General features: G+C 71.2%; 20 protein-coding genes. 3 read left to right on the forward strand and 17 right to left on the reverse strand.

Going from position 1 to position 23,683, the window contains the following annotated elements; genetic code table 11:
- Positions 1–12 precede the first annotated feature (12 nt).
- From ASG04_RS14000 to ASG04_RS14070, 15 genes are all read right to left on the reverse strand, one after another.
- The gene (locus ASG04_RS14000) at positions 13–711 is read right to left on the reverse strand and encodes a YggS family pyridoxal phosphate-dependent enzyme (protein ID WP_056125447.1); all 699 of its coding nucleotides are present in this window, start codon (positions 709–711) and stop codon (positions 13–15) included.
- Positions 712–718: 7 nt separating this feature from the next.
- Entirely contained in the window at positions 719–1,885 is a 1,167-nt protein-coding gene (gene ftsZ, locus ASG04_RS14005; RefSeq protein ID WP_056125449.1) for a cell division protein FtsZ, read from the reverse strand.
- A 192-nt stretch (positions 1,886–2,077) separates the two neighbouring features.
- On the reverse strand, positions 2,078–3,265 hold the full coding sequence (locus tag ASG04_RS14010) for an FtsQ-type POTRA domain-containing protein (RefSeq protein WP_056125450.1): 1,188 nt from the start codon (positions 3,263–3,265) through the stop codon (positions 2,078–2,080).
- Complete coding sequence (gene murC / locus ASG04_RS14015; RefSeq protein ID WP_056125452.1) at positions 3,262–4,701, reverse strand: UDP-N-acetylmuramate--L-alanine ligase; 1,440 nt, start codon at positions 4,699–4,701, stop codon at positions 3,262–3,264. The genes ASG04_RS14010 and murC overlap by 4 nt, the downstream gene beginning before the upstream one ends.
- Complete coding sequence (locus ASG04_RS14020) at positions 4,698–5,813, reverse strand: UDP-N-acetylglucosamine--N-acetylmuramyl-(pentapeptide) pyrophosphoryl-undecaprenol N-acetylglucosamine transferase (RefSeq protein ID WP_056125454.1); 1,116 nt, start codon at positions 5,811–5,813, stop codon at positions 4,698–4,700. The genes murC and ASG04_RS14020 overlap by 4 nt, the downstream gene beginning before the upstream one ends.
- Positions 5,810–7,009, reverse strand: a complete 1,200-nt coding sequence (gene ftsW / locus ASG04_RS14025) for a putative lipid II flippase FtsW (RefSeq protein ID WP_235515547.1) — start codon at positions 7,007–7,009, stop codon at positions 5,810–5,812. Before ftsW ends, ASG04_RS14020 begins: the two co-directional genes overlap by 4 nt.
- Positions 7,010–7,070: 61 nt before the next feature.
- The gene (gene murD / locus ASG04_RS14030; protein ID WP_200938520.1) at positions 7,071–8,606 is read right to left on the reverse strand and encodes a UDP-N-acetylmuramoyl-L-alanine--D-glutamate ligase; all 1,536 of its coding nucleotides are present in this window, start codon (positions 8,604–8,606) and stop codon (positions 7,071–7,073) included.
- Positions 8,599–9,702, reverse strand: a complete 1,104-nt coding sequence (gene mraY, locus ASG04_RS14035) for a phospho-N-acetylmuramoyl-pentapeptide-transferase (RefSeq protein ID WP_056125457.1) — start codon at positions 9,700–9,702, stop codon at positions 8,599–8,601. Before mraY ends, murD begins: the two co-directional genes overlap by 8 nt.
- A complete protein-coding gene (locus ASG04_RS14040) occupies positions 9,699–11,174 on the reverse strand; it encodes a UDP-N-acetylmuramoyl-tripeptide--D-alanyl-D-alanine ligase (RefSeq protein ID WP_056125459.1) in 1,476 nt (491 codons plus the stop codon). The genes mraY and ASG04_RS14040 overlap by 4 nt, the downstream gene beginning before the upstream one ends.
- Positions 11,171–12,793 carry a Mur ligase family protein gene (locus ASG04_RS14045; RefSeq protein WP_056125461.1) on the reverse strand — a complete coding sequence of 541 codons (1,623 nt, stop codon included), beginning with the start codon at positions 12,791–12,793 and terminating at the stop codon, positions 11,171–11,173. Before ASG04_RS14045 ends, ASG04_RS14040 begins: the two co-directional genes overlap by 4 nt.
- Before the next feature lie 35 nt (positions 12,794–12,828).
- On the reverse strand, positions 12,829–14,598 hold the full coding sequence (locus ASG04_RS14050) for a peptidoglycan D,D-transpeptidase FtsI family protein (RefSeq protein ID WP_056125463.1): 1,770 nt from the start codon (positions 14,596–14,598) through the stop codon (positions 12,829–12,831).
- 60 nt (positions 14,599–14,658) lie between these two features.
- Positions 14,659–15,372, reverse strand: coding sequence for a hypothetical protein (locus ASG04_RS14055; RefSeq protein ID WP_056125465.1), 714 nt, complete (start codon positions 15,370–15,372; stop codon positions 14,659–14,661).
- Position 15,373: 1 nt separating this feature from the next.
- Positions 15,374–16,345 carry a 16S rRNA (cytosine(1402)-N(4))-methyltransferase RsmH gene (rsmH, locus tag ASG04_RS14060; RefSeq protein WP_056125467.1) on the reverse strand — a complete coding sequence of 324 codons (972 nt, stop codon included), beginning with the start codon at positions 16,343–16,345 and terminating at the stop codon, positions 15,374–15,376.
- A gap of 105 nt (positions 16,346–16,450) precedes the next feature.
- Positions 16,451–16,882 carry a division/cell wall cluster transcriptional repressor MraZ gene (gene mraZ, locus ASG04_RS14065; RefSeq protein ID WP_056125468.1) on the reverse strand — a complete coding sequence of 144 codons (432 nt, stop codon included), beginning with the start codon at positions 16,880–16,882 and terminating at the stop codon, positions 16,451–16,453.
- Between the two features lie 493 nt (positions 16,883–17,375).
- Entirely contained in the window at positions 17,376–17,762 is a 387-nt protein-coding gene (locus ASG04_RS14070; protein WP_056125471.1) for a DUF3040 domain-containing protein, read from the reverse strand.
- Positions 17,763–17,845: 83 nt separating this feature from the next.
- Here ASG04_RS14070 and ASG04_RS14075 point away from each other — a divergent pair, with 83 nt between their 5' ends.
- Positions 17,846–18,964: a polyprenyl synthetase family protein gene (locus ASG04_RS14075; protein ID WP_056125474.1), complete on the forward strand. Its 1,119-nt coding sequence runs from the start codon at positions 17,846–17,848 to the stop codon at positions 18,962–18,964.
- Positions 18,965–19,027: 63 nt separating this feature from the next.
- On the opposite strand, the gene ASG04_RS14080 is transcribed toward ASG04_RS14075, so the two are convergent.
- On the reverse strand, positions 19,028–19,360 hold the full coding sequence (locus ASG04_RS14080; RefSeq protein WP_056125848.1) for an Rv2175c family DNA-binding protein: 333 nt from the start codon (positions 19,358–19,360) through the stop codon (positions 19,028–19,030).
- Between the two features lie 198 nt (positions 19,361–19,558).
- Between ASG04_RS14080 and ASG04_RS14085 the strand changes: the two genes are divergently transcribed.
- Positions 19,559–20,800, forward strand: a complete 1,242-nt coding sequence (locus tag ASG04_RS14085; protein ID WP_235515548.1) for a LysM peptidoglycan-binding domain-containing protein — start codon at positions 19,559–19,561, stop codon at positions 20,798–20,800.
- Positions 20,801–20,927: 127 nt separating this feature from the next.
- Positions 20,928–22,949: a Stk1 family PASTA domain-containing Ser/Thr kinase gene (pknB, locus tag ASG04_RS14090; RefSeq protein WP_056125477.1), complete on the forward strand. Its 2,022-nt coding sequence runs from the start codon at positions 20,928–20,930 to the stop codon at positions 22,947–22,949.
- Between the two features lie 468 nt (positions 22,950–23,417).
- Here pknB and ASG04_RS17930 read toward each other — a convergent pair.
- On the reverse strand, positions 23,418–23,683 hold a 266-nt coding region (locus ASG04_RS17930; protein WP_235515549.1), incomplete at its 5' end, for a 3-deoxy-7-phosphoheptulonate synthase.

The raw sequence follows: 23,683 nt of genomic DNA on the forward strand, positions 1-23,683 counted from the left end.
CCTGCCATGAGGCTAGGGCGCGCTCGGCCGCTTTCCCGTGATTGCCGTTCCGATCCGCAGGTGTGTCGCGCCCTCGGCGATGGCTTCGGCGTGGTCGTTGCTCATCCCGGCCGAGATGTCGGTCGCACCGGGTGCGATCCGCCGCACGCGCTCGGAGATGCCGCGCAGCCGGGCGAAGGCCCGACGCGGGTCCTCGTCGAGCGGTGCGACGGCCATGACGCCGCGCAGTGCGATCGTGCCGGTGCGCAGGACGCGCTCGACCATCGCCTCGACGTCGTCCGGCTGCACGCCACCCCGGTCGGGGTCGTCGGTCAGGTTCACCTGGACGAAGCCGTCGATCACGGGTGGGTCCGGTTCGGACTCGGTCGGGGCGAAGGCGTCCACCACGGAGTCGCGGTCGAGTGACTGCACGACGTGGGCGTACCGGCGGACCTGCCGTGCCTTCTTCGACTGCAGCTGGCCGACGAAGTGCCACGTCAGCGCGAGGTCGGCGAGCTCAGCCGCCTTGGCCTGGGCCTCCTGGTGGCGGTTCTCCCCCACGTCGGTGACGCCGAGGGCCGCGAGTTCGCGCACGAGCGACGCCGGGTGGTACTTCGTCACCACGATCAGCGTGAGCTCGTCGGACGCACGACCGGCTGCCCTGGCCGCGTCGGCGATGCCGTCGCGGACCGAGGACAGCCGGTCCTGGAGGCTCGTGGAGCCGTCCGTCACGCCGGGGTCACTTCAGGAAGTCGGGGACGTCGAGCTCGTCGTCGTCGCCGTCGAAGGCCGGGTCTGCGGCGCGCTGCGTCGGCGGCTCGTGGTCCGATGACGCCCACGAGCGGGTCGAGGTCGTCGAGTCCTCGATCGCGGTCGAGCCGCCACCGGCCACCGGAGCGGTCGCGTTGGACTCCGGGTCGACCCAGCTGGCGCGACGCTCCTTGACCTGGGACGACGGCTCGCCGCCGTCGAAGCCGGCCGCGATGACCGTGACGCGCACCTCGTCGCCGAGCGTGTCGTCGATGACCGCACCGAAGATGATGTTCGCCTCGGGGTGGACGGCCTCCTGCACCAGGCGGGCCGCGTCGTTGATCTCGAAGATGCCGAGGTTCGAACCACCCTGGATGGAGAGGAGCACACCGTGCGCGCCGTCGATCGACGCCTCGAGCAGCGGCGACGCGACGGCGAGCTCCGCGGCCTTAATGGCCCGGTCGGCCCCGCGCGAGGACCCGATGCCCATGAGCGCGGAACCCGCACCCTGCATGACGCTCTTGACGTCGGCGAAGTCGAGGTTGATCAGACCCGGGGTCGTGATCAGGTCGGTGATGCCCTGGACGCCGGCCAGCAGGACCTGGTCGGCGGTCGCGAAGGCCTCGACCATCGAGATGCCGCGGTCGGAGATCTCGAGCAGGCGGTCGTTCGGCACGACGATGAGCGTGTCGACCTCGTCCTTGAGCCCGGCGACGCCGTTCTCGGCCTGGGACTGACGACGCTTGCCCTCGAAGCTGAACGGCTTCGTGACCACACCGATGGTGAGCGCGCCGATGGACTTCGCGATGCGGGCCACGACGGGAGCACCACCCGTGCCGGTCCCACCGCCTTCACCGGCCGTGACGAAGACCATGTCGGCACCGGCGAGGGCCTCTTCGATCTCCTCGGCGTGGTCCTCGGCGGCACGACGGCCGACCTCGGGGTCCGCGCCGGCGCCGAGGCCGCGGGTGATCTCGCGGCCCACGTCGAGCTTGACGTCGGCGTCGCTGAGCAGGAGCGCCTGGGCGTCGGTGTTGATCGCGATGAACTCGACCCCTCGGAGGCCCAGCTCGATCATGCGGTTGACGGCGTTGACGCCGCCGCCGCCGACACCGACGACCTTGATCACGGCGAGGTAGTTGTGGTTCGTGGTCACGTCAGTCCGGCCTCCGGTTGAACCCTCAACCTCCACTTGAAGTTCAGGGTTTTTGCTGCTAGGTGTGGTGCTTGCGACGACGCTACGGGGGCCCTCCCCGCGGTGTCGTCCCGCCACGCCGCGTGTCGGCGATGTGGTCCCGCAATTCTCGCTGCTCCCCGCGGCCGGCACGACCCGGGCCGTCCGAACGGGTCAGGACTGGGCGCGGATGATGCCGTTGTCCGGCGCCGAGACGTCGTACTCGACGGCCGTCCCCGGGTCGCGTGTCGCGTGGTCCTTGACGAGGGCGTCGAGGAGCGCCGCCTTGGCGTCCGAGTCGTCCGGGCTCCCCCAGACGACGCGCGACCCGTCCTTCATGGTCAGCGTCACGTCGTCCGCGGTCGACGCCGCGACACCCGACACCTGCGAGCGCACAGCCGAGGGCAGCGCCAGGACGACCTCGGTCATGGTGCGGAACACGCTCGAGCCGAGCTGTGTGCGGCCGATGTCCGCGACGGGCATGGTATCGGGCTGTGTCGGCGAGGACTGGACGACGATGCCGGCGGGGTCGACCAGCTGGAACGCGTCGCCGGACTTCACGGCGACCACGGGCGTGCGCTCGGTCACCGTGACGACCAGGGTGTGCGGCGGTTCCTCTTCGGTGACGTAGCTCTCGATGAGCGGGAAGCCCGCGATGTCCTTCTTGATCGCGTCGAAGTCGAGCCGTGCGAGCGGGGTGCCCATCTGGTCCGAGAGCGCCTGACGCAGCTGCGTGTCGTCCACACGGCTGGTGCCCTTGATCTCGATCGTGCGGAGCGCCATCAGCGGGGAGAACACCGCGACCAGGATCGACACGCCGAGCACCAGCACCACGCTCGCCGCGGTGATGCCGACGGCGCGCCGGTGCCGGGAGCGCCGCGTGAACCGCCGCACCTCGGTGCGCTCGAGCAGGCGGCGACGCTTGCGGGCCGCGCGCGCCTCGCGCGCGGTCTCGGCGGCGCGGACCTTCGAGCCGATCGGCTCGTCGGGTGCGTCCGTGTCCGGATGCGGCGGACTGGAGGGCCGGTGCAGGTCGATCACGTCGGTCACGCCGGCGAGCTGGTCACCCTCGCCCGCCGTCGCACCCCCGTTCGGACGTCGCGCCCCGTCCTGCGCGGGCGCGACGTCCGCGACGGGGTGCGACGCCCGCAGGGCGGAGGTGGTGGGGACGTCCGGTGCGACCGTCTCGTCGGCCGCAGCCGGCGCGTCGGTGTCGGGCCGGGCCTCCCGGGTGTCGGCCGCGCCGCGACGGACCGACAGCCGCGGCATGCGCGGGACCCGTCGCTCGCGCGGTGCGTGCTCCGCCTCGGCGGGAGCAGCCGGCGCGGCCGGACGCTCGTCGAAGCCCTCGGGACGCTTCACCGGGCGGGTGCTCCGTCGACCCGGAGCGCGCTGTCGTCCTGGAGTGCGCCGAGCACCTGCGGGATGATCCGGTACACGTCACCGCAGCTGAGGGTCATGATGATGTCGCCGTCCCGCGCGACCTCGGCCGCGCGGGCCGAGGCGTCGGCCCAGTCGGGCAGGTACTCGACGCGGGACTGGTCGACGAAGCGCTCCTGCACCAGGGCGCCGGTCACGCCGGGGACCGGGTCCTCACGGGCACCGTAGACGTCGAGGACGACGGTGTGGTCGGCGAGGTCCTCGTAGACCTTCGCGAAGTCGCCCGCCATCAGCTGCGTGCGCGAGTACAGGTGCGGCTGGTGGATCGCGATGATCCGACCGTCGCCGACGACGTTGCGCGCGGCCCGGAGTGCCGCCGCGACCTCGGTGGGGTGGTGCGCGTAGTCGTCGTACACCGACACGCCGCGCTCGACACCGTGCAGCTCGAACCGACGCTCGGTGCCGCCGAAGGCCTCGAGCCCGCGCACCGCGTCCTCGGGCGCGACGCCCAGGCCGACCAGCACGGCGAACGCACCGACGGCGTTGACCGCGTTGTGCCGTCCGGGCACGCGCAGGGTCAGGTGGTGCGAGCGGCCGTCGGCACGGAAGTCGACCTCGACGCCGGCGGACTCGACGATGCGCTCGATCCGGACGTCGGCGTCGACGGCTTCGCCGAAGGTCGTGACCTGCGGCGCGTCCGGGCGGGCTCGCACACCCTCGGTGACGCGCTTGGCGCCCGCGTCGTCACTCGAGACGACGACCCGCTCGCCGGCCTTCGCGGCGAACTCGACGAAGGCGTCGATGAAGGCGGCTTCCGTGCCGTAGTGGTCGAGGTGGTCGGCGTCCACGTTCGTGATGAGCGCGACGGCGACGTCGTAGAGCAGGAAGGAGCCGTCGGACTCGTCGGCCTCGACGACGAACAGGTCGCTCGAGCCGGGGGCCGAGCTCGTGCCGAGCGACTGGATCACCCCGCCGTTGACGAAGCTCGGGTCGAGCCCGAGCTCGACCATCGCGGTCACGATCATGCCCGTCGAGGTGGTCTTGCCGTGGGCGCCGGCGACCGCGACCAGGCGGTGCTGGGCGATGAGCGCGGCGAGGGCCTGCGACCGGTGCAGCACGGGCAGACCGCGGCGCCGGGCCTCGAGCAGTTCGGGGTTGTCCGGCCAGAGCGCACTCGTGACGACGATCGTGTCCGCGGCACCGACGTTCGCGGCGTCGTGGCCGATGTGGACCTCGGCGCCGAGTTCGCGCATGCGACCGGTGGTGGCGGTCTCGCGGGAGTCGCTGCCCGTGACGGAGTGCCCGGCCGCCAGGAACAGCCGCGCGATGCCGCTCATGCCGGAGCCGCCGATGCCGACGAAGTGGACCGTGCCGAGGTCGTCCGGGATCGGCTGGGTCAGGTCCGGCTTGATGGTCATGGTTGCTCCTCCGTGGTGCTGCCGGCGCGCTCGCTGCTGGCGGACCGGGCTGCGTCGAGGGCGAGGTCGGTCATGCGGTCGGCGCCGTCCCGGTGGCCGACGCTGCCTGCCCGGACCGCCATGTCCGCGATGCGGGCACGGTCCTGCAGGATGTCCAGCAGGTGGAACGTCACCCAGTCCTGGTCGAATTCCTCGTCGGCCACGAGCACCGCGCCGCCCGCCTCGACGACGTCGCGGGCGTTGTGCCGCTGCTCGCCGTTGCCGACAGGGTACGGCACGAGCACGCTGGGCAACCCGACCGCAGTGAGCTCGCACACCATCCCCGCGCCGGAGCGCGACACCACGAAGTCCGACGCCGCGTACGCCAGGTCCATCCGGTCGCAGTACGGCAGCACCGTGTAGCCGTCCAGGTCGCTCGGACCGATGTCGGAGTTGCCGCCGACGACGTGCAGCACCTGCCACCCGGCACCGACGATGCTGGCGGCGGAGCGGTTCACGGTGCGGTTGATGCTGCGCGCGCCCGAGGACCCGCCGGTGACGAGCAGCACCGGCCGCGCGGGGTCGAGGCCGAACTCGGCGAGTCCCGCGGCTCGGCTCGCCCGTCGGTCGAGGGACTCGACCTCGCGGCGCAGCGGCATGCCGACGACACGGGCGTGTCGCAGGCGCGTGTTCGCGAACGTGACCCCGACGTGCCGCGTCAGGAACGCCGCCAGTCGGTTCGCCAGGCCCGGCTTGGCGTTCTGTTCGTGCACGACGATGGGCGTGCCCGTCCGCTTCGCCGCGATGTAGGCCGGCGCGGAGGCGTAGCCCCCGACGCCGAGCACGACGTCGACGCCGCGGTCGCGGATGATCGCCTCGGTCTGCCGGACGGCCCGCCAGAACGCCCCGGGGAATCGCAACGCCGCGGCGTTCGGCTTGCGCGGGAACGGCAGGCGCGGGATCGTCAGGAGCTCGTACCCACGCATCGGGACGAGGCGGGACTCGAGTCCCTCGGCCGTCCCGAGCACGATCACCCGGTCGTCCGGTGACCGCTCGGTCAGCCGGTCGGCGACGGCGAGCAGGGGGTTGACGTGCCCGGCGGTGCCCCCGCCGGCGAAGAGGTACGTGCTCATCGGCGTCGACCGTCCACGAGCGGGACGCCACGCGCAGCGTCGGGCAGTCGCGTCGCACCCCGGGCAGCGAGGTCGTGCCGACTCGGCAGGTCACGGGCGAAGGAGAGCACGACGCCGATCGCCACGAGGGTCATGATGAGCGCCGACCCACCGGCCGAGATGAGCGGGAGCGGGACGCCGAGCACGGGGAGCAGCCCGAGGACCACCCCGATGTTGACGAGCGCCTGGCCGATGATCCACGCGAGCACCCCGCCGGTGACGGTGCGCACGAAGGCGTCGTCGGAGAGCCGGATGATGCGGACCATGCTGACGGCGAGTACGACGAACAGCGCCAGGACGACGACGGCACCGATCAGGCCGAGCTCTTCGCCGATGATCGCGAAGATGTAGTCGTTGTCCGCCTCGGGCAGCCACGACCACTTCGCCTTGGAGTTGCCGAGGCCGACGCCGAACACGCCGCCGGACGCCAGCGCCCACATGCCGTGGACGGGCTGCCAGCAGAGGTCCTGGTACTGGCTGGTGTCGGTGCAGCCCGACAACCACGCGCTGATGCGGGACGAGCGGGAACTCGACGCCATCGTGATGAACGGCAGCAGGACCAGGATCGCGCCGACGCCGAGACCGATGTGCCGCAGCCGGACCCCGCCGACGAACATCGCGCCGAAGACCAGGATCATCATGACCATCGCGGTCCCCTGGTCACCGCCGAACAGCACGAGGCCGATCGAGCCGGCCGTCACGAGGCCGATGGGCGGCAGGATCTGCTTCCACTGGTCGAGCTTGAAGCGCTTCTGGTAGACGATCGTGCCGATGCCGAGCACGAGGGCGAGCTTGAGGATCTCGGACGGCTGGGCGGTGAAGGTGCCGAGCTTGATCCAGTTCCGGTTGCCCTGGATCGAGTAGCCGAGCGGCGTCAGCACGACCGCCGCCTGCACGACGAGACCGAGCACGATGACCCAGCGCGAGTACTTCCGCCACACGCCGGTCGGGATCCGGCTCGCCACGAGCATGAGCGGCACGCCGATGATCGCGTACAGACCCTGGCGGGTGAAGGCGCCGAAGAAGTCGTGCGTCTTGGCGTACTGCTCGACGCTCGAGGACGACAGCACCATCACGACGCCGAAGACGACCAGAAACAGCGTGACGCCGAGGATCGAGTAGAAGGTGCTGGACTCCGCGACGAAGACGTTCTTCACCGCGACGACCGCGCCGTTCGGACGACGCGTCCTGCTCGGCTGACCGCTCGTGCTCCGGCCGCTACGCGCGGTGGTCGGAAGGTCCGTCGGTGTCGTCGCCATCGGCGTTTCCTCCCAGGTGCTCGTGGACCGCCGCCGCGAACCGGCGACCCCGGTCCGCGTAGGAACCGAACTGGTCGAACGACGCAGCGGCCGGCGCGAGGAGGACCGTGTCGCCCGGTCTCGCGACCGATGCGGCATGCCGGACCGCCTCGGGCATGACCTGATCAGTGTCCGGTGCTTCGACCTGCAGGAGCGGTACCGTCGGCGCGTGTCGCGCGAATGCCTCGAGCACGGGGGTCCGGTCGGTGCCGATCACGACGACGCCGCGCGCGGCGGGACCGAACCGCGCGACGAGTCCGTCGATGTCGACGCCCTTGAACTGCCCGCCGAGGATCCACACGACGGACTCGAAGGACGACAGCGAGGCGGTGGCCGCGTGCGGGTTCGTCGCCTTCGAGTCGTCGACCCAGACGATGCCGTCGGCGCTCGTCGCGACGCGCTCGGTGCGGTGGTGGTCGGCTCGGAAGGCCTGGACCGCGCGCTGGATCGAACTCGGTCGGACGGACCCGGCGCGGGCCAGTGCCGCCGCCGCGAGCACGTTCATCGTCATGTGCGGGCTGTCGAGCCCGGCCTGCACCAGGTCGGCGTGGGTCGCGAGCTCGAGCGCGCTGTTCCGGCGGTCCTCGGTGAAGGCGCGGTCGCACAGCACGTCCTCGACGATGCCGACCTCGCTGGGACCCGGGATGCCGGGCGTGAACCCGACCGCGCGGCACCCCTCGACCACGTCCGCGTCCTCGACCATCGCGCGGGTGGCGTCGTCGGTGACGTTGTAGACGCAGGCCAGCACGGTGCGCTCGTAGACCTTGGCCTTGGCGGCCCGGTACGCCTGGGCGGACCCGTGCCACTCGAGGTGGTCGTCGGCGATGTTCAGGCACGCCGACGCGAGCGGCAGCACGGCGCCGTCGCCGGAGTCCGCCATGTAGTGCAGCTGGTGGCTCGAGAGCTCGACGACGAGCACGTCGAACCCGTCGGGATCGCGCACGACGTCGAGCACCGGCACGCCGATGTTCCCGCACGCGACCGCGCGGAGGCCCTCGGCCTCGTACATCGCGGTGGTGAGCTGGGTCGTGGTGGTCTTGCCGTTCGTGCCGGTGATCGTCACCCACGGGGCGGCGACGGGGCCGCGGACGACCTTGTCCCGCACCCGCCAGGCGAGCTCGATGTCACCCCACACGGTGCTGTTGGCGACCGCCCACTGCACGGTGGGGTTGTGCGGCGGGAGGCCGGGTGACACGACCACGAGGTCAGGAGCCTGTTCGGCGAGGGACGCGGGGACGGCCTCGAGCGGGGTCTGGACGAACCGCGCCCCGATCACGTCGAGGAGCTCGACGCTGTCCGCCGGGGCGTCCGACGAGTACACCGTGACCGAGCTGCCGAGCTCGACCAGGGTGTCGGCGACGGAGAACCCGGTCGCGCCGAGCCCGAGCACGGCGACGTCGAGGCCCTTCCAGCCCTCGGACCACCAGCTGTCGAGGCCGTCGAGTCGTTCAGCCAACGCGCGCGATCCATTCCAGGTAGAAGAGCCCGACACCCGCGGCGACGCAGAGCCCGGCGATGATCCAGAACCGCACGACGACGGTGACCTCGGCCCAGCCCTTGAGCTCGAAGTGGTGGTGCAGCGGACTCATCCGGAAGATCCGCTTGCCGTGGGTGATCTTGAAGTACGCCCGCTGCAGGATGACCGACCCGGTGACGATGAAGAACAGGCCACCGATCAGGATCAGGAGCAGCTCGGTGCGGCTGAGGATCGCGAGACCGGCGAGTGCACCGCCGAGGCCGAGCGACCCGGTGTCCCCGAGGAAGATCTGCGCCGGGGACGTGTTGTACCAGAGGAAGCCGATCAGGCCGCCGCACACCGCAGCCGCGACGACGGCGAGGTCGAGTGGGTTGGTCACGGTGTAGCAGGCGTGCTCGGTGCTGGCGTCGAGGCGCGGACTGCCGCAGGCCTGGTTCGACTGCCAGAAGCCGATGATCACGTAGGACCCGATCGCCAGGATGCTCGATCCCGTGGCCAGACCGTCGAGCCCGTCGGCCACGTTGACGCCGTTCGACGTCGAGACCGTGAGCAGCACGATCCACGCCAGGAACAGGATCGTGCCGATGACCGTGCCGAGCGCCATGAAGTCGAGCCAGGGGATGTCCCGGATGGCGGAGACCATCGTCGACGCCGGCGGCTTGCCGGTCGAGGACGGGACCACCAGGGCCACCGTGGCGAAGATGACGCCGACGATGACCTGGCCGAGCACCTTGGCCCAGCCGCCGAGCCCGAGACTGCGCTGCCGCCGGACCTTGAGGAAGTCGTCGACGAACCCGACGAAGCCGAGTCCCACCATCAGGAAGAGCACGAGCATGCCGGAGAGCGTCACGGAGTCGCGGCCGACCAGGTGCCCGACGAAGTAGCCGATCACCGTCCCGAGGATCAGGACGATGCCGCCCATGGTCGCGGTGCCGCGCTTGGTGTGGTGCGACTGCGGTCCGTCGTCGCGGATGAACTGTCCCCAGCCGAGCCGGTGGAACAGCTTGATGAACAGCGGCGTGAGCAGCAGTGTGAACACCAGCGACACCGCGCCGGCGATCAAGAGGGCGATCATGCGGACACACCTCCGAGGCGGTCGCCGAGGAAGCGCAACCCGGCCGACTTCGACGACTTCACCAGGACGACGTCGCCGGGGCGCACCATCTCCTGCAGCGTGTGGACGGCGTCGTCGACGTCCTCGATGAACACGGACTCGCCGTCCCACGACCCCTCGAGGGTGGCGGCCTGGTGGATGGGCATCGCACCGCGGCCGACGACCACGAGCTGCCCGATGCCGAGCCGGACGACGAGCCGACCGATGCGGTCGTGCTCCTCCACCGAGAACTCGCCGAGCTCGGCCATCTCGCCGAGCACGGCGATGGTCCGCTCCCCCGGCCGCACGACCTGCGCCAGGGTACGGAGCGCGGCCGACATCGAGTCGGGCGAGGCGTTGTAGGCGTCGTTGATGACGGTGACGCCCTCGGGTCCGCCCTGCAGCAGCTCCATGCGCCAGCGCTCGGCGCGCGTCATCGACGCGAGTGCCGCGGCGCCGTCGGCGAGCGGGACGCCCCAGCGGTGGGCGACGGCCAGGGCGGCCGTCGCGTTCATGGCGTGGTGCTCGCCCAGGATGGCGAGGCGGACGTCGACGGTCTCGGGGACCTGCGCCGATCCTCCAGAGCGTCCTGGAGGCGCGGTGAGCGTGAAGCGGGTGCCGTCGCGGTCCGTCACGACGTCGGACAGGCGGTAGTCGGCCTGGTCAGCGGTGCCGAAGCCCACGACGTGGGCAGCGGTCAGGTCGCGCATCGCAGCGACCCGGTCGTCGTCGACGTTCAGCAGGGCGGTCGCCGAGTCCGGCAGGTCGGTGACCATCTCGGACTTGGCGCGCTGCGTGGCCTCGATGCCGCCGAACTCGCCCGCGTGCGCCAGGCCCACCTTGAGGACGACACCGGTGTCCGGCTCGGCCACGCGGACGAGCTTGGCGATGTGGCCTTTGCCGCTCGCACCCATCTCGACCACCAGGTACCGGGTGTCGTGGGTGATGCGCAGCATCGAGATCGGCGCGCCGACGTGGTTGTTGAACGAGCCCTCGGGCGCGACGGTCTCGCCGTGTCCGGACAGGATCGTGCGGAGCATGTTCTTGGTGCTCGTCTTGCCGTTCGAGCCGGTGATGCCGACCACCCGGAGCGGTGCGGGCGAGCCGTCGTCGTCGACGCGGTCGGCGCTCGAGGCGCGGACCCGGGCGACGACCTCGTGCGCGAGCGCGGCGAGGGCGGCGTACCCGTCACGGACGACGATCTGTGCGGTGGCGGAACCGTCGGGCAGGTCGACGGGCCGCTCGGTGACGACCAGTGCGGCACCGGCCTCGGCCGCAGCGGCCACGAAGCGGTGGCCGTCGGTCTCCTCGCCGAGCAGCGCGAAGAAGACGCTGCCGGGCCGGACCAGGCGGGAATCGGTCTCCACCTGACCGTCGACGACGGACTCGGAGGCACCGCGGAGCAGCTCGCCGTCGATCGCGGCGGCGACCTCGGCGAGGGACAGGGCGATCATCGCGCGTCCTCCACCGGGCCGGCGTTCGGCTCCCAGCCGGCCTCACGGAGTGCCGCGCGGGCTTCGTCGCGGGCCGAGTACGGGGTGCGCACGCCCTGGATGTCGCGGTAGTCCTGGTGTCCGGGACCGGCCCAGAGGATCGAGTCGCCCTCGCCGACGAGTCCGACGGCGGTGCGGATCGCCGCTTCGGGTGGGCTGACCTCGTGGATCTCGTGCTCGGGCAGCGCGGCGCGGGCGGCGTCGACCAGGGTCTTCCGGATCGAGGCGGCGTCCTCGAAGCGCGGGTGGTGGTCGGTGACGACGAGGATGTCGGAGCCCTCGGCAGCGACCCGGGCCATGTCCGCGCGCTTGGTGGTGTCGCGGTCCCCGTCGGCGCCGAACAGCATGACGACCTTGCCCGGCGTGAACTGCCGGACGGCGGCGAGCGTGTTGAGGAACGCGTCGGGGCTGTGGCCGAAGTCGACGTAGACGCTGGGGCCGCGGTCGCCGGACACGCGCTCGGTCCGGCCGGGCAGGTAGCACTCGATCGCGCTGACGGTGCCGTCGCCGGCGTCCTCGTAGTGCCGGTGGCCGCTCTCGAGCGCGTGCGCGATCGCCCCGAGCTCGAAACCGCCCTCGACGAGCATGACGATCGCCAGCGCGGCGTTGGCAGCCATGTGCCAGCCGATGAGCGGCACGCGGGTGGTGAGCTCGCGGCCCTCGGGTCCGGTCAGCCGGAACTCGGTGTAGGCCGCGTGTGCCTCGACGATGTCGACGTGCCACTCGGCCTCGACCTCGGGGTGCACCGTGATCGTGGTGACCGGGATGCGGGAGTCCTGGACGACGCGCTGACCCCAGTCGGTGTCGAGCGAGACGACGCCGCGACGGCCGTGCTCCGGCTGGAACAGCGGCAGCTTGGCCTGGTAGTACTCCTCCATGTCGGCGTAGTCGTCGAGGTGGTCGTGACTCAGGTTGGTGAACGCGACGACGTCGAACACGATGCCGTCGACGCGGTGGCGGCTGAGGGCCTGCGCGCTCACCTCGACGGCGACCGCGCGGACCTCGCTCTCGCGCATGCGGGCGAGCAGGGCGTGCATCTCGCTCGCCTCGGGGGTGGTCAGGCGGCTCGTGACGCTGAGCGAGCCGATGTGACGCTCGGCGGTGGAGCTCAGTCCCGTGACCAGGCCGAGCTGCTTGAGGATGCCCTCGAGGATGTACGACGTGCTGGTCTTGCCGTTGGTGCCGGTGACCGCGAAGAGCTGCGGCAGGTCCGTGGCCTCGTCCGGGTGGGTGCGGTACACCCAGGCCGCGACGTCGCCGAGCGCCGCACGGGGGTCGTCCACGACGAGGACCGGCAGTCCGGATCCCTGGGCGACGTCGACACCCTCGGCGTCGGTGAGCACCGCGACGGCGCCGCGCTCGGCGGCCTCGGCTGCGAACTCCGCACCGTGGCGGTTCGCACCGTGCACGCCGACGAACAGGTCACCCGGCTGCACCTCGGCAGCGCTCAGGGTGACGCCGGTCGTCTCGACGGCGTCCAGCGACCCGACGACCCGCAGGCCGAAGCCGTTGGCCAGCTCGGCCACGGCCCTCGGGGTCGGGTGTTCGGGTCGGAGGACCGGGGGGATCCGTGCGGACAAGTGCTCCTTCTTCCTCACCACGGGGACGGCCTGGACTACCACGTGGAGGGGTAGGTCTGCGCCTCGGTCGTGGAGGGGGCGACGCGGTACTTCTCGAGCACCTGGGACATGAGTGTGCGGAACGCCGGAGCCGCTCCGCTCGAGAACTTGCTCGTCTGCGGCTTCGTGAACGTCACCGTGACAACATACTGGGGGTCCTCGGCGGGTGCCATTCCGGCCACCGAGATGATGCGCTGGGAGCCGTAGCCCTTGCTGCCCTCGGCCACCTCGGCGGTGCCCGTCTTGGCGGCGATGTTGTAGCCGGAGATCGGCTTCATCCCCACCAGGGTGCCGCCCGTGACCACGCTCTGGAGCATGTCGGTCACCTGGGTGGCCGCGTTCGCGGACACGACGCGCTCACTCTGCACGTCGGGCGCGTCGATCGTGGTGCCGTCGGCCGTGGTGCAGCCCTTGACGAAGTGCAGCGGGATCCGGACGCCCTCGTTCGCGATGGTCTGGTAGATGCTCGCGACCTGCATCGCCGTCGTCGAGATGCCCTGCCCGAACATCGAGTTGATGCCCGTCTGCTGGTCCCAGTTCGGGCTCGCGCCGTACTGCATGCCCGGCTGGCCCGGGTAGTCGATCGCCGACTCCGGCTGGAACAGGCCGAACTTCTTCATGACGTCGTAGCGCTGCTGGTCGGTCAGCCGTGACCCGAGCTCGGTGATGCCGACGTTCGACGAGTCGCGCAGGATCCCGGTGAGGGTCAGGTTCTCGGTGGGGTGGTACTCGGCGTCGTGGATCGTCCCGCCCCACGGGAAGGTCCGCTCGTAGGGGACGACGACCCCGGTGGTCGGGGTGGCCTTGCCCTGGTCGATGAGCGCCGCCGCGATGGCCGCCTTGATCGTCGAGCCGGGCTCGTACGAGTCGGTGAGCGCTCGCGAGCCGAACGCGCCCTTGTCCGTCGTGGCGTCGACGTCGTTCGGGTCCACGGTCGGGTAGTCCGCGACCGCCAGGACCTCGCCGGTCTTCACCTTGGTCACCGTGGCGGTCGCCGACACCGCCTGGAGCTTCTGGGCCGCGTCCGCGATGTCCTGCGACGCCATGTACTGCAGGTCGCTGTCGATCGTCGTCTGCAGGGTCCCGCCGTCCTTGGCCTGCTTGGTCGTCACCGTGCTGCCCGGCAGCTGGACGCCGTCCTCGCCGCGCTCGTAGGTCTGCGAGCCGTTGGTGCCCGCCAGGCACTTGTCGTAGGCGTACTCCAGCCCGGCCTGCGCGCCGTCGGTGCCCATGAAGCCGGTGATGTTGCCCGTGGTCGCACCGGTCGGGTACGTGCGGGCCGACTGCTGCTGCGGGTAGAGCCAGGGCACGTCGAGCGCACGGACCGCCTCGTACTGCTTCACGTCGAGGCCCTTGACCAGGTACGCGAAGTCGGACGTGGGGTCGGCGTCGATCGACTTCCGCATCGCCGCGGCGTCGCCGTCCGCGGCCTTCGCGATGGCGGTCAGGGCGTCGGCCACGCTGACGTCCTTGACGCGGGTGCCGCCGAGTTTGCCCTCGAAGTCCTTGACCAGCCGCGGGGCCGTCGTGATGTTGTAGCGCGTCACGCTGTCGGCGAGTGCGGTGCCGTTGCGGTCGACGATCGATCCGCGCGTGCCGTAGAGGGTCACCGGGATGCTGCGCTTGGCGCTCGAGGCCTTGTTCAGCTCGGCCGCCTGGACGACCTGGATGTCGACGAGGCGGATCACGAAGACCGCCACCAGGGCGATCACGGCGACGATGACGACGCTGTAACGGAGTCGGCGGTTGCGGATCGTCTTCGTCACGCGGTGCGGTCCTTCCCGGCTGGTTCTGCTGACCCGGAGGTCACCTGGTTGACCCGCAGGTCACCGGGTGGAGGGTGCCTGGAGCTGGTTCGGGTCGGACTCTACGGACGGCGACGAGGAACCCCCGGCCGACGCGCTGGCGCCGTCGGTCTTCTCAGCGTCGGCCGTGCCGGACCCCGCACCGGCAGCGCCGGTCGTGCCCGCGGCGTCGGCGGTGCCCGTGGTGTCAGCGGTGCTGCCGGCCGCCGGGCCGTTCTCCTTGCTCGTCGCCGTGTCGCCGGGCTTCGCGACCAGCGGCACGTCGTCGAGCAGCGAGTTGGGCACCTGGTTGGCGGTGTTGCCCGTGGCCTCGTCCGGCGTGGCCGGGGTCGGGGTGCCGTAGACACGACCAGTCTTCGGGTCGAGGTACACGGGCGTCGAGTTCGCGATCATGCCGAGCGACTGCGCGTTGCGAGCCAGGTTCTGCGGCGAGTCGAGTACGCGCAGGTCCTCGGAGAGCGACTGCTGCGTCCGGCTCAGCGACGTCTGCTCGGCCGACAGGGAGTTCAGTTCGTAGGCGCCCTGGCTGAGCACCATGCTGATGCCGAGCTGCGCGAGGAGCAGGGTCCCGAGCGCGGCCACCGCGACGATCGCGTAGGCGACCTTCGGACGAGCGCGACGCTGGGCCCTGGTGGACGTGACCTCGACGAGCTCCGGCCGGTGTCGGTCGCCCGACGGACGCGGCGTGCGCGACGGGAGGACGGCAGGGTCGACGAGTGCGAGGTTCGTGCTCATGTCACTTCCGGATCCGCTCGGCCGCGCGGAGTCGCACGGGTGTTGCTCGGGGGTTGGCTGCGCGTTCGGCCTCGTCGGCCAGTTCCGCGCCCTTCACGACCAGCGCGAAGGTGGGGGCGTGCTCGGGGAGCTCCACCGGCAGGTCGGCCGGGGCGCTCGAGGTGGTCCGCGCGACGAGCGCCCGCTTGACGATGCGGTCCTCGAGGGACTGGTACGACTCGACGACGATCCGGCCGCCGACCGCGATGGCGTCGAGCGCCGCCGGGATCGCCCGCTCGAGGACGCTGAGCTCGGTGTTGACCTCGATGCGCAGCGCCTGGAAGACCCGCTTGGCCGGGTGCCCCTGGCGCTGGATCGCCACCGGGGTGGCGTCGTGCAGGACCTGGACCAGGTCGCCGGACATCGTGAACGGCTGCTCGGCGCGCCGTTCGACGATCGCCTTGGCGTAGCGGCCGGCGAGCTTCTCCTCGCCGTAGCGCTGGAAGATGCGGCGGAGTTCGCGCTCGTCGTACTCGGCGAGGACCTCGGCGGCGGTGATGCCCTGCGTCCGGTCCATCCGCATGTCGAGGGGTGCGTCCTGGCTGTAGGCGAAACCGCGCTCCGCCCGGTCGAGCTGCAGCGACGAGACGCCGAGGTCGAACAGCACGCCGTCGACCTCGCGCACGCCGACCTCGTCGAGCGCCGCGTCGATCTCGTCGTAGACGGTGTGCACCAGGTGCACCCGGTCGCCGAAGCGCGCCAGGCGCTCCCCCGCGATGCCGAGTGCGTCGGTGTCGCGGTCGAGCCCGATCAGCGTCAGCTCCGGGAACCGCTCGAGGAGCCCCTCGGAGTGGCCGCCCATGCCGAGCGTCGCGTCGATGACGACCTTGCCGGGGCCGTCGAGCGTGGGGGTGAAGAGGTCCACGATGCGCTCGAGCATCACGGGGGTGTGCGGGAACCGCTGGGGGGTGTCGCCGTCGATGTGGTCTGTCATGTGCAGCCCTGATCCCCTGGGCCGCTGACCCGGATCCCCATCCATACCGACCTGACACCGGGGAAGGTGCATCAGGGCAGACGGCTGGGAGTCCCGATCCGCGGATCAGAAGATGCCCGGGATCACCTCCTCGTCGTTCTCTGCGAAGGCCTCTTCGGCTTCGGCGTAGTAGGTCTCCCACGCGGTGGTCGACCAGATCTCGGCACGGTCACCGGAGCCGATGACCGTGAGGTCCCGCTCGAGCCCCGCGTACTCACGGAGGTTCTGCGGGATCGTCACGCGGTTCTGCTTGTCGGGCTGTTCTGCGCTGGCCCCCGAGAGGAACAGGCGCATGTAGTCCCTGGTGCGCTTCGACGTCATCGGCGCCTGACGGATGCGCTCGTGGATCTCCTCGAACGTGCGAGCACTGAAGACCACGACGCACCGCTCCTGGCCGCGGGTCATCACGAGCCCCCCGGACAGTTCGTCCCGGAACTTGGCGGGGAGGATCACGCGACCCTTCTCGTCGAGCTTCGGGGCATGGGTACCGAGCAGCACTCGGGGCCTCCCCTCAGCTCCACCGGTCGTCGATGAACCCCACGGTACTCCACTTCCCTCCACCACGGGGCCTTCTGCTCCCCGAAATCAGCGCTGTGCCCCCTTCTGGGGCGTCGAGCCGGGCATCGGTGCACGTCAGAACACCGGAAATCCGGGCCTCGAAGCGTCGGGAGCAGCGGTGGAGCGAAGTGGAGGACTTTCGCAGCCCTGGCGGCGCGGTGGAGCGGCATGCAGAACGGACGGGAGGCTCGTGGCGCCGTCGCCACGAGCCTCCCGTCCGTCGGTCGGTCACCTCACCCCGTCACCCGCACTATGGGAGGACGGATCGCGCGTGGGTGGTGGGAACTTCCGACCGCCCATGCGCGAACCGGCTTCCCGCGCACGAATCCGCCTGCTGCGTGCGAGACAGCCCCAGCACGGAACGGCTCCCGGACGCACAGAACGGGGCCGGCCCCTGTGGGCCGACCCCGTTCCGGGAAGTCAGTTCATGGTCTCAACTGGGATCGTTGCGCTTGTCCCATCGATCATTCATCCGGTCCATGAAGGACCCACCGGAGCTGCTCCCCCGAGTCCCACCGGACGACGCCGTCCGCGAGGGCTTGGAGGACGAACGCGGCGCGCGCATGCCGGGTCGGAGTGCGAACAGCACTCCGGCGAGCATGACGACGAAGCCGAGGACTCCGATGAGGGGCTGGCGCAAGACCAGCCCGAGGATGACGACGGCGACTCCAGCGAGCGCGCCCAGAACCCCGAGCGTGATCGACGTGTACGTCGGACGCCCTTGTCGCCGGGTGACGCGCGCCACGAAGTCGGAGTCGTTCTGGTAGAGGCTGCGCTCCATCTCTTCGAGAAGTCGCTGCTCTTGCTCCGAGAGTGGCATCTTGATTCCCTCTTTGTCCCTGGGATCAACGCGTGGTTGGTTGGCCGATTCTATGTCCCGACCACTCCACTAGGGTAGGCACCGTGGCTGAGAGTACGCGATTAGTGGACCTCGTCTCGGCGCGGATCGATCGGGCGCTCGACGAGCAGCGCGATCGACTCGCCGCGATCAGTCCGGACCTTGCTCCGTTCGACGAGTTCGCCCGAGACCTCCTTTCCGGCGGCAAGCGCTTCCGGGCCCTGTTCTGCTATTGGGGGTGGCAGTCGGTGGCGGGTCGTTCCGGGTCGTTCGACCCCCTGGCCGAGGGCTCACGGCAGACGACGGCCGAAGCGGTCGTGACGGTCGCCGCCGCGCTCGAGGTCTTCCACGCGGCCGCCCTCGTGCACGACGACATCATGGACCGCTCGGACACCCGTCGCGGGCGTCCGGCGGCGCACCGACGGTTCGAGTCCCGACACGCTGACTCCGGCTGGGTGGGTGACCGCGCGCTCTACGGCACGAACTCCGCGCTGCTGCTCGGCGACATGCTGCTGTCCCTCAGTGACGCCGTCTTCGACGAGGGCCTGGCACTGCTCGACCCGGCGCGGGCGCGCGTCGTGCGACAGGAGTTCCACGCGATGCGGCTCGACGTCACCGCGGGCCAGTACCTCGACATCCACGAGGAGACCGCCTGGCCGACCGTCGACGAGGCAGAACACCTGCTCCGCGCGCAGCGGGTCGTCGTGTTCAAGTCCGCCAAGTACTCGGTCGAGGCGCCGCTCGTCATCGGCGCGCTCGTCGCCGGCGCCTCCGAGTCGCAGCTCGAGGGGCTGCGCTCGTTCGGCCTCCCCCTCGGCGTCGCGTACCAGCTCCGAGACGACATGCTCGGCGTCTTCGGTGACCCGGAGGTCACGGGCAAGCCGGCCGGCGACGACCTGCGCGAGGGCAAGCGCACGGTGCTCATCGCGACGGCCCGCAAGGCGCTGCCGGGTGGCTCGCGGTCGCTGCTCGACGAACTGCTCGGCGACCCGGACCTCGACGAGGCCCAGGTGCAGATGCTCCGCGCGACCCTGACCGAGTCGGGCGCGGTGACCGCGGTCGAGCGTTCGATCGACCGGCACGTACAACGCGCCAAGGCGGCGCTCGACGCCGCGCCCCTCACACCGTCCGCGCGCGAGCAGCTCGCGTCGCTGGCCGACACGGTCAGCCGCCGCTCCGCCTGACCGGACAACGGCCAGGACAGCAGGTCCGGTGCCAGCTGGCACCGGACCTGCTGTCCGTCGGGGCTAGAGCAGCGACTGCGCCACGCGGCGCACCTCGGCCTTGCGGCCGGCGCGCAGCGCGGCGATCGGCGCGACGCCGAGCACGTCGTCGACGGTCAGCATCCAACGGACGGCCTCGTCGTCGGAGAACCCGTTGTCGGAGAGCACGATGAGCGTGCCGCGGAGTTCGGGCATCGGCTCACCCTCGTCGAGGAACTCGCTCGGCACGCGCAGCACGCCGCCGACGCGCGCCGGCAGCAGCGTGTGCTGCTCGAACAGGCGGTGGACGCGGCCGGGGCTCACGCCGAGCAACTCGACCAGGTCCGGGACCGTCAGCCAGCGTTCGGATAGGGACATGTCGTCCGTGGGTGTGGCACTCACACGTTCATCGTGCCAGAGTGCCGCCTGCTCGCGAACCACCACATGAGTCACATCCGTCACGCACACCACATCCAGCTCTCTGGTTGACTTGCGATTCACGACATGCCAGCGTGGAGTCGCCTGTGAATGCGCTCCCGCGTGCGCGCATGGCTCACCCGGAGACAGGAGCACCCCGTGGACACCGCAGCAGACGACCACGCTCGACGCCAACGATCCGCCCGCTTCGCCACCATGCCGATCGTCCTGGCCGGGACGATCGCCGTCACCGCCGGGTTGACCGGTCCGGTCGCGCACGCCGAACCGCGCCACGACGACGACGGCAACGCCAAGCGCCACGTCGACGAGGACCACAACGTCGGCCACCGTTCGGTGTACAGCCCGGCCGTGGCACGACCCGCGCAGACCGTCGCGACGACCGTGTCGGCGGTCCGGGGCGCCCCGACCACCTACACCGTGCAGCAGGGCGACACCGTGTCGGGCATCGCGGCCCGCTTCGGCCTGTCGGCGCAGGAGGTCCTGGTGCGCAACGGCCTGGGCTGGAACACGATCATCCACCCCGGCCAGACGCTGCACCTCGCGTCGGCGCCCGCGGTCGCGACGGTGAGCACGGCCTCCTCGACCTCGTCGACCTACCACGTCAAGCAGGGCGACACGATCTCGGGCATCGCGGCCCGGGTGGGTGTGTCGACCAGCGCGCTGCTCGGCGCGAACGCGCTGTCCCTCGGCAGCGTCATCTTCCCGGGGCAGACCCTGACGGTGCCGAAGGCCGGTGCGGCTCCGCGTGCCGCCGCGCCTGCCGCCCCGGCGCGGACGGCCCCGGCCGCGTCCGCCGCGAAGGCCGGGTCCGTCACGATCACGGCCGGCCAGACGATCGCGACCATCGCGGCCGCGCACGGCGTGTCGGTCTCGGCACTGCTGTCGGCCAACGGCCTGACCTACACGAGCACGATCTACGCGGGCAAGACGCTCGTGCTGCCGACGGCCGGAGCCGCGACGACGGCGTCGGGCACGGCGCTCACGGCCGAGCAGCGTGCGAACGCCGAGACGATCGTGCGCGTCGGGCGGTCGCTGGGCGTCCCGCAGCGTGGCCTGGTCGTCGCGCTCTCCGCGGCGATGCAGGAGTCGAGCCTGCGGAACCTGCCACACGGCGACCGCGACTCGGTCGGCCTGTTCCAGCAGCGCCCGAGCCAGGGATGGGGCACCGCCGCCCAGCTGCAGGACCCGACCTACGCCGCCCGCCTCTTCTTCGGAGGACGGTCCAACCCGAACGCCGGGACGACCCGCGGTCTGCTCGACGTCTCCGACTGGTCCACCAAGAGCGTGACCGACGCGGCGCAGGCCGTGCAGATGTCGGCGTACCCGAAGGCGTACGCCCAGTGGGAGCAGGCCGCGACCGCCTGGCTGGCGACGCTCTGAGCCCGGACGCGGACGGCGCCGGCAGCGGGGCACGTCCGCGGACCGGACTCATCCTCGAGATCGAGATTGCATCACGACCGGTGCGCCGATGCGGAGGTCCCCGCCCACGCTTCGTAGAATGCCGCCGATGACCACGAACGCCGCCACGGACCCGATGATCGGTCGCATGATCGATCAGCGGTACCGTGTGCGATCCCGGATCGCGCGCGGGGGCATGGCGACCGTCTACCTCGCCACGGACGTCCGCCTCGAGCGACGTGTCGCGATCAAGATCATGCACGGCCACCTGGCCGACGACGCGGCCTTCCGTGAGCGCTTCATCCAAGAGGCACGTTCGGCCGCGCGGCTGTCCCATCCGAACCTCGTCGGCGTGTACGACCAGGGCGCTGAGGCCGACACCGCCTACATCGTCATGGAGTACATCCCGGGCATCACCCTCCGGGACCTGCTGCAAGAGCACCGTGCGCTGACGCCCGAGCAGACGACCGACATCCTGCGCGCCGTGCTCGCCGGCCTGGCCTCGGCGCACCGTGCGGGGATCGTGCACCGCGACCTCAAGCCCGAGAACGTGCTCCTCGCCGACGACGGACGCATCAAGCTCGGCGACTTCGGGCTCGCCCGGGCGTCGACCCAGAACACCGCCACCGGGGCCGCGCTGCTTGGCACGATCGCCTACCTCTCCCCCGAACTCGTCACCCGCGGCGCCGCCGACTCCCGCAGCGACGTCTACGCCGTCGGCATCATGCTCTACGAGATGCTCACCGGCGAGCAGCCCTACAAGGGCGACCAGCCGATGCAGATCGCGTACCAGCACGCCCACGACACCGTGCCCGCGCCGAGCCGTGCCGTGCCGGGCGTGCCGTCCGAGCTCGACGACCTCGTCGCGTGGTCCACCGCCCGCGACCCGGACGACCGCCCCCGCGACGCCCGCGAGATGCTCGAGCACATCAACGGCAACCAGCAGCGGGCGACCGGTCAGTACCGCACGGCCGTGCTGCGTCCCGAGAACGCGACCGCGATCCTCCCGGCCGGCGCCCCCGGACCGGACGCGACCGACGCCACCACCGTCATCCCGCCCCAGGCCGGGACCGGCGGCGGGACGGGACCGAACGGCAGCGGTCGCGGGCGGAACGCCCCCGGGCCACGGCGCACCGGGCAGACGCCGGGCGCGCTCTCTCCCGCCAGCCAGCGGCTCGCCGACAAGACGACCAGGCGCTCGAAGCGCGGCTGGATCGCCCTCGTGGTCGTCGTCCTGCTCATCGTCGTCGGCGCCGGGATCGGCTGGTGGTTCGGCCCGGGACCGGGCGGCAACGTCCGGATCCCCCAGGTCGCGGGCAAGTCCGTCTCGCAAGCCCGCCAGATGCTCGAGGCCGAGGGACTCCGTGCGGCTGACCAGACCCGGGCGCGGTTCGACGCCGTCGTCGCCAAGGGCGAGGTCTCCGCGACCGCCCCCGCCGCGGCGCGCGAGGTCCGCAAGGGCACGCAGGTGCAGATCCTGGTGTCGAACGGACCGAAGATGATCGCCCTCCCCACGATCGTCGGCCAGTCCGCGACCACGGCACAGGCGGCGCTCGACGACGACTTCGACCTGCAGGACCCGCAGTACCAGTTCTCGACCGACGTCGCCAAGGACACGGTCATCGCGGCGACCGGGCGCGACACCGACGGCAACACCGTCGACCTGACGACGGTGCAGGAGTACGGCGAACGCGGACCCATCACGCTGACGGTGTCGCTCGGCGCGGTCCCCGACGTCACGGGGCAGACCGCCGCGCAGGCGCAGAGCACGCTAGAGGGCGTCGAGCTGACCGTCGGGTCGCAGACCGACCAGTACGACGAGGACGTCCCCTCCGGCCAGGTCATCTCCGCGAAGGCCGAGGCCGACCCGGTCGTCAAGGGCACCGCGATCGACCTGGTCGTCTCGAAGGGTCCCGCGCCGATCACGCTGCCCGACGTGCAGGGCAAGACCATCGACCAGGCCGCCTCGACCCTCGAGAACCTCGGGCTCAAGGTGACGTACCCGGACTGCACGAACATCCTCTGCGGCTTCTACGACTGGAAGTCGAAGCTCCCCGTCACGGGCACAGACCCCGGCGCGAACGCCACGGTGCACAAGGGCGACACGGTCCGGCTGTCCTACGACCAGTAAGACGCTGCGGCGGTCGGATTCGGGCACGGGCAGGGCGGGCCGTCGCGGGAGCGACACCGCGCAGGCGGAAGCGACGCGCAGAGCCGCGCACGTTGTCGCTTCGCGACACTCCGACGGACGGGAGGCCCGGTGCCAGCCCGCACCGAGCCTCCCCTCCGCAGCCGACGCCGCACTGTCGCGGGAGCGACACCGCGCAGGCGGAAGCGACGCGCAGAGCCGCGCACCACGTCGCTTTCGCGACACTCGGACGGACAGGAGGCCCGGTGCCAGCCCGCACCGAGCCTCCCGTCCGCAGCCGACGCCGCACTGTCGCGAAAGCGACACCGCGCAGGCGGAAGCGACGCGCAGAGCCGCGCACGTTGTCGCTTCCGGTGCGCTCGTGCAAGGGGTGGTCCCGGGGGCGACACCGCGACGGACAGGAGGCCCGGTGCCAGCTGGCACCGGGCCTCCCGTCTGCAGTTCGCGCTGTTAGCGCGCGGGGTACGGGTGCGCGCCCAGTTCCTCGGCCACCAGGAACGCGAGCTCCAGCGACTGCATGTGGTTGAGGCGCGGGTCGCACAGCGACTCGTAGCGGGTGGCGAGGGTGGCCTCGTCGATCTGCTCGGAGCCGCCGAGGCACTCGGTGACGTCGTCACCCGTGAGCTCGACGTGCATGCCGCCCGGGTAGGTGCCGGCCTCGCGGTGCACCTCGAAGAAGCCGAGGACCTCGTCCACGACGTCGTCGAACCGGCGGG

Origin of the sequence: Curtobacterium sp. Leaf183 (genome assembly GCF_001424385.1) — a bacterium.
In the GTDB taxonomy this organism is placed as follows: Bacteria; Actinomycetota; Actinomycetes; order Actinomycetales; family Microbacteriaceae; genus Curtobacterium.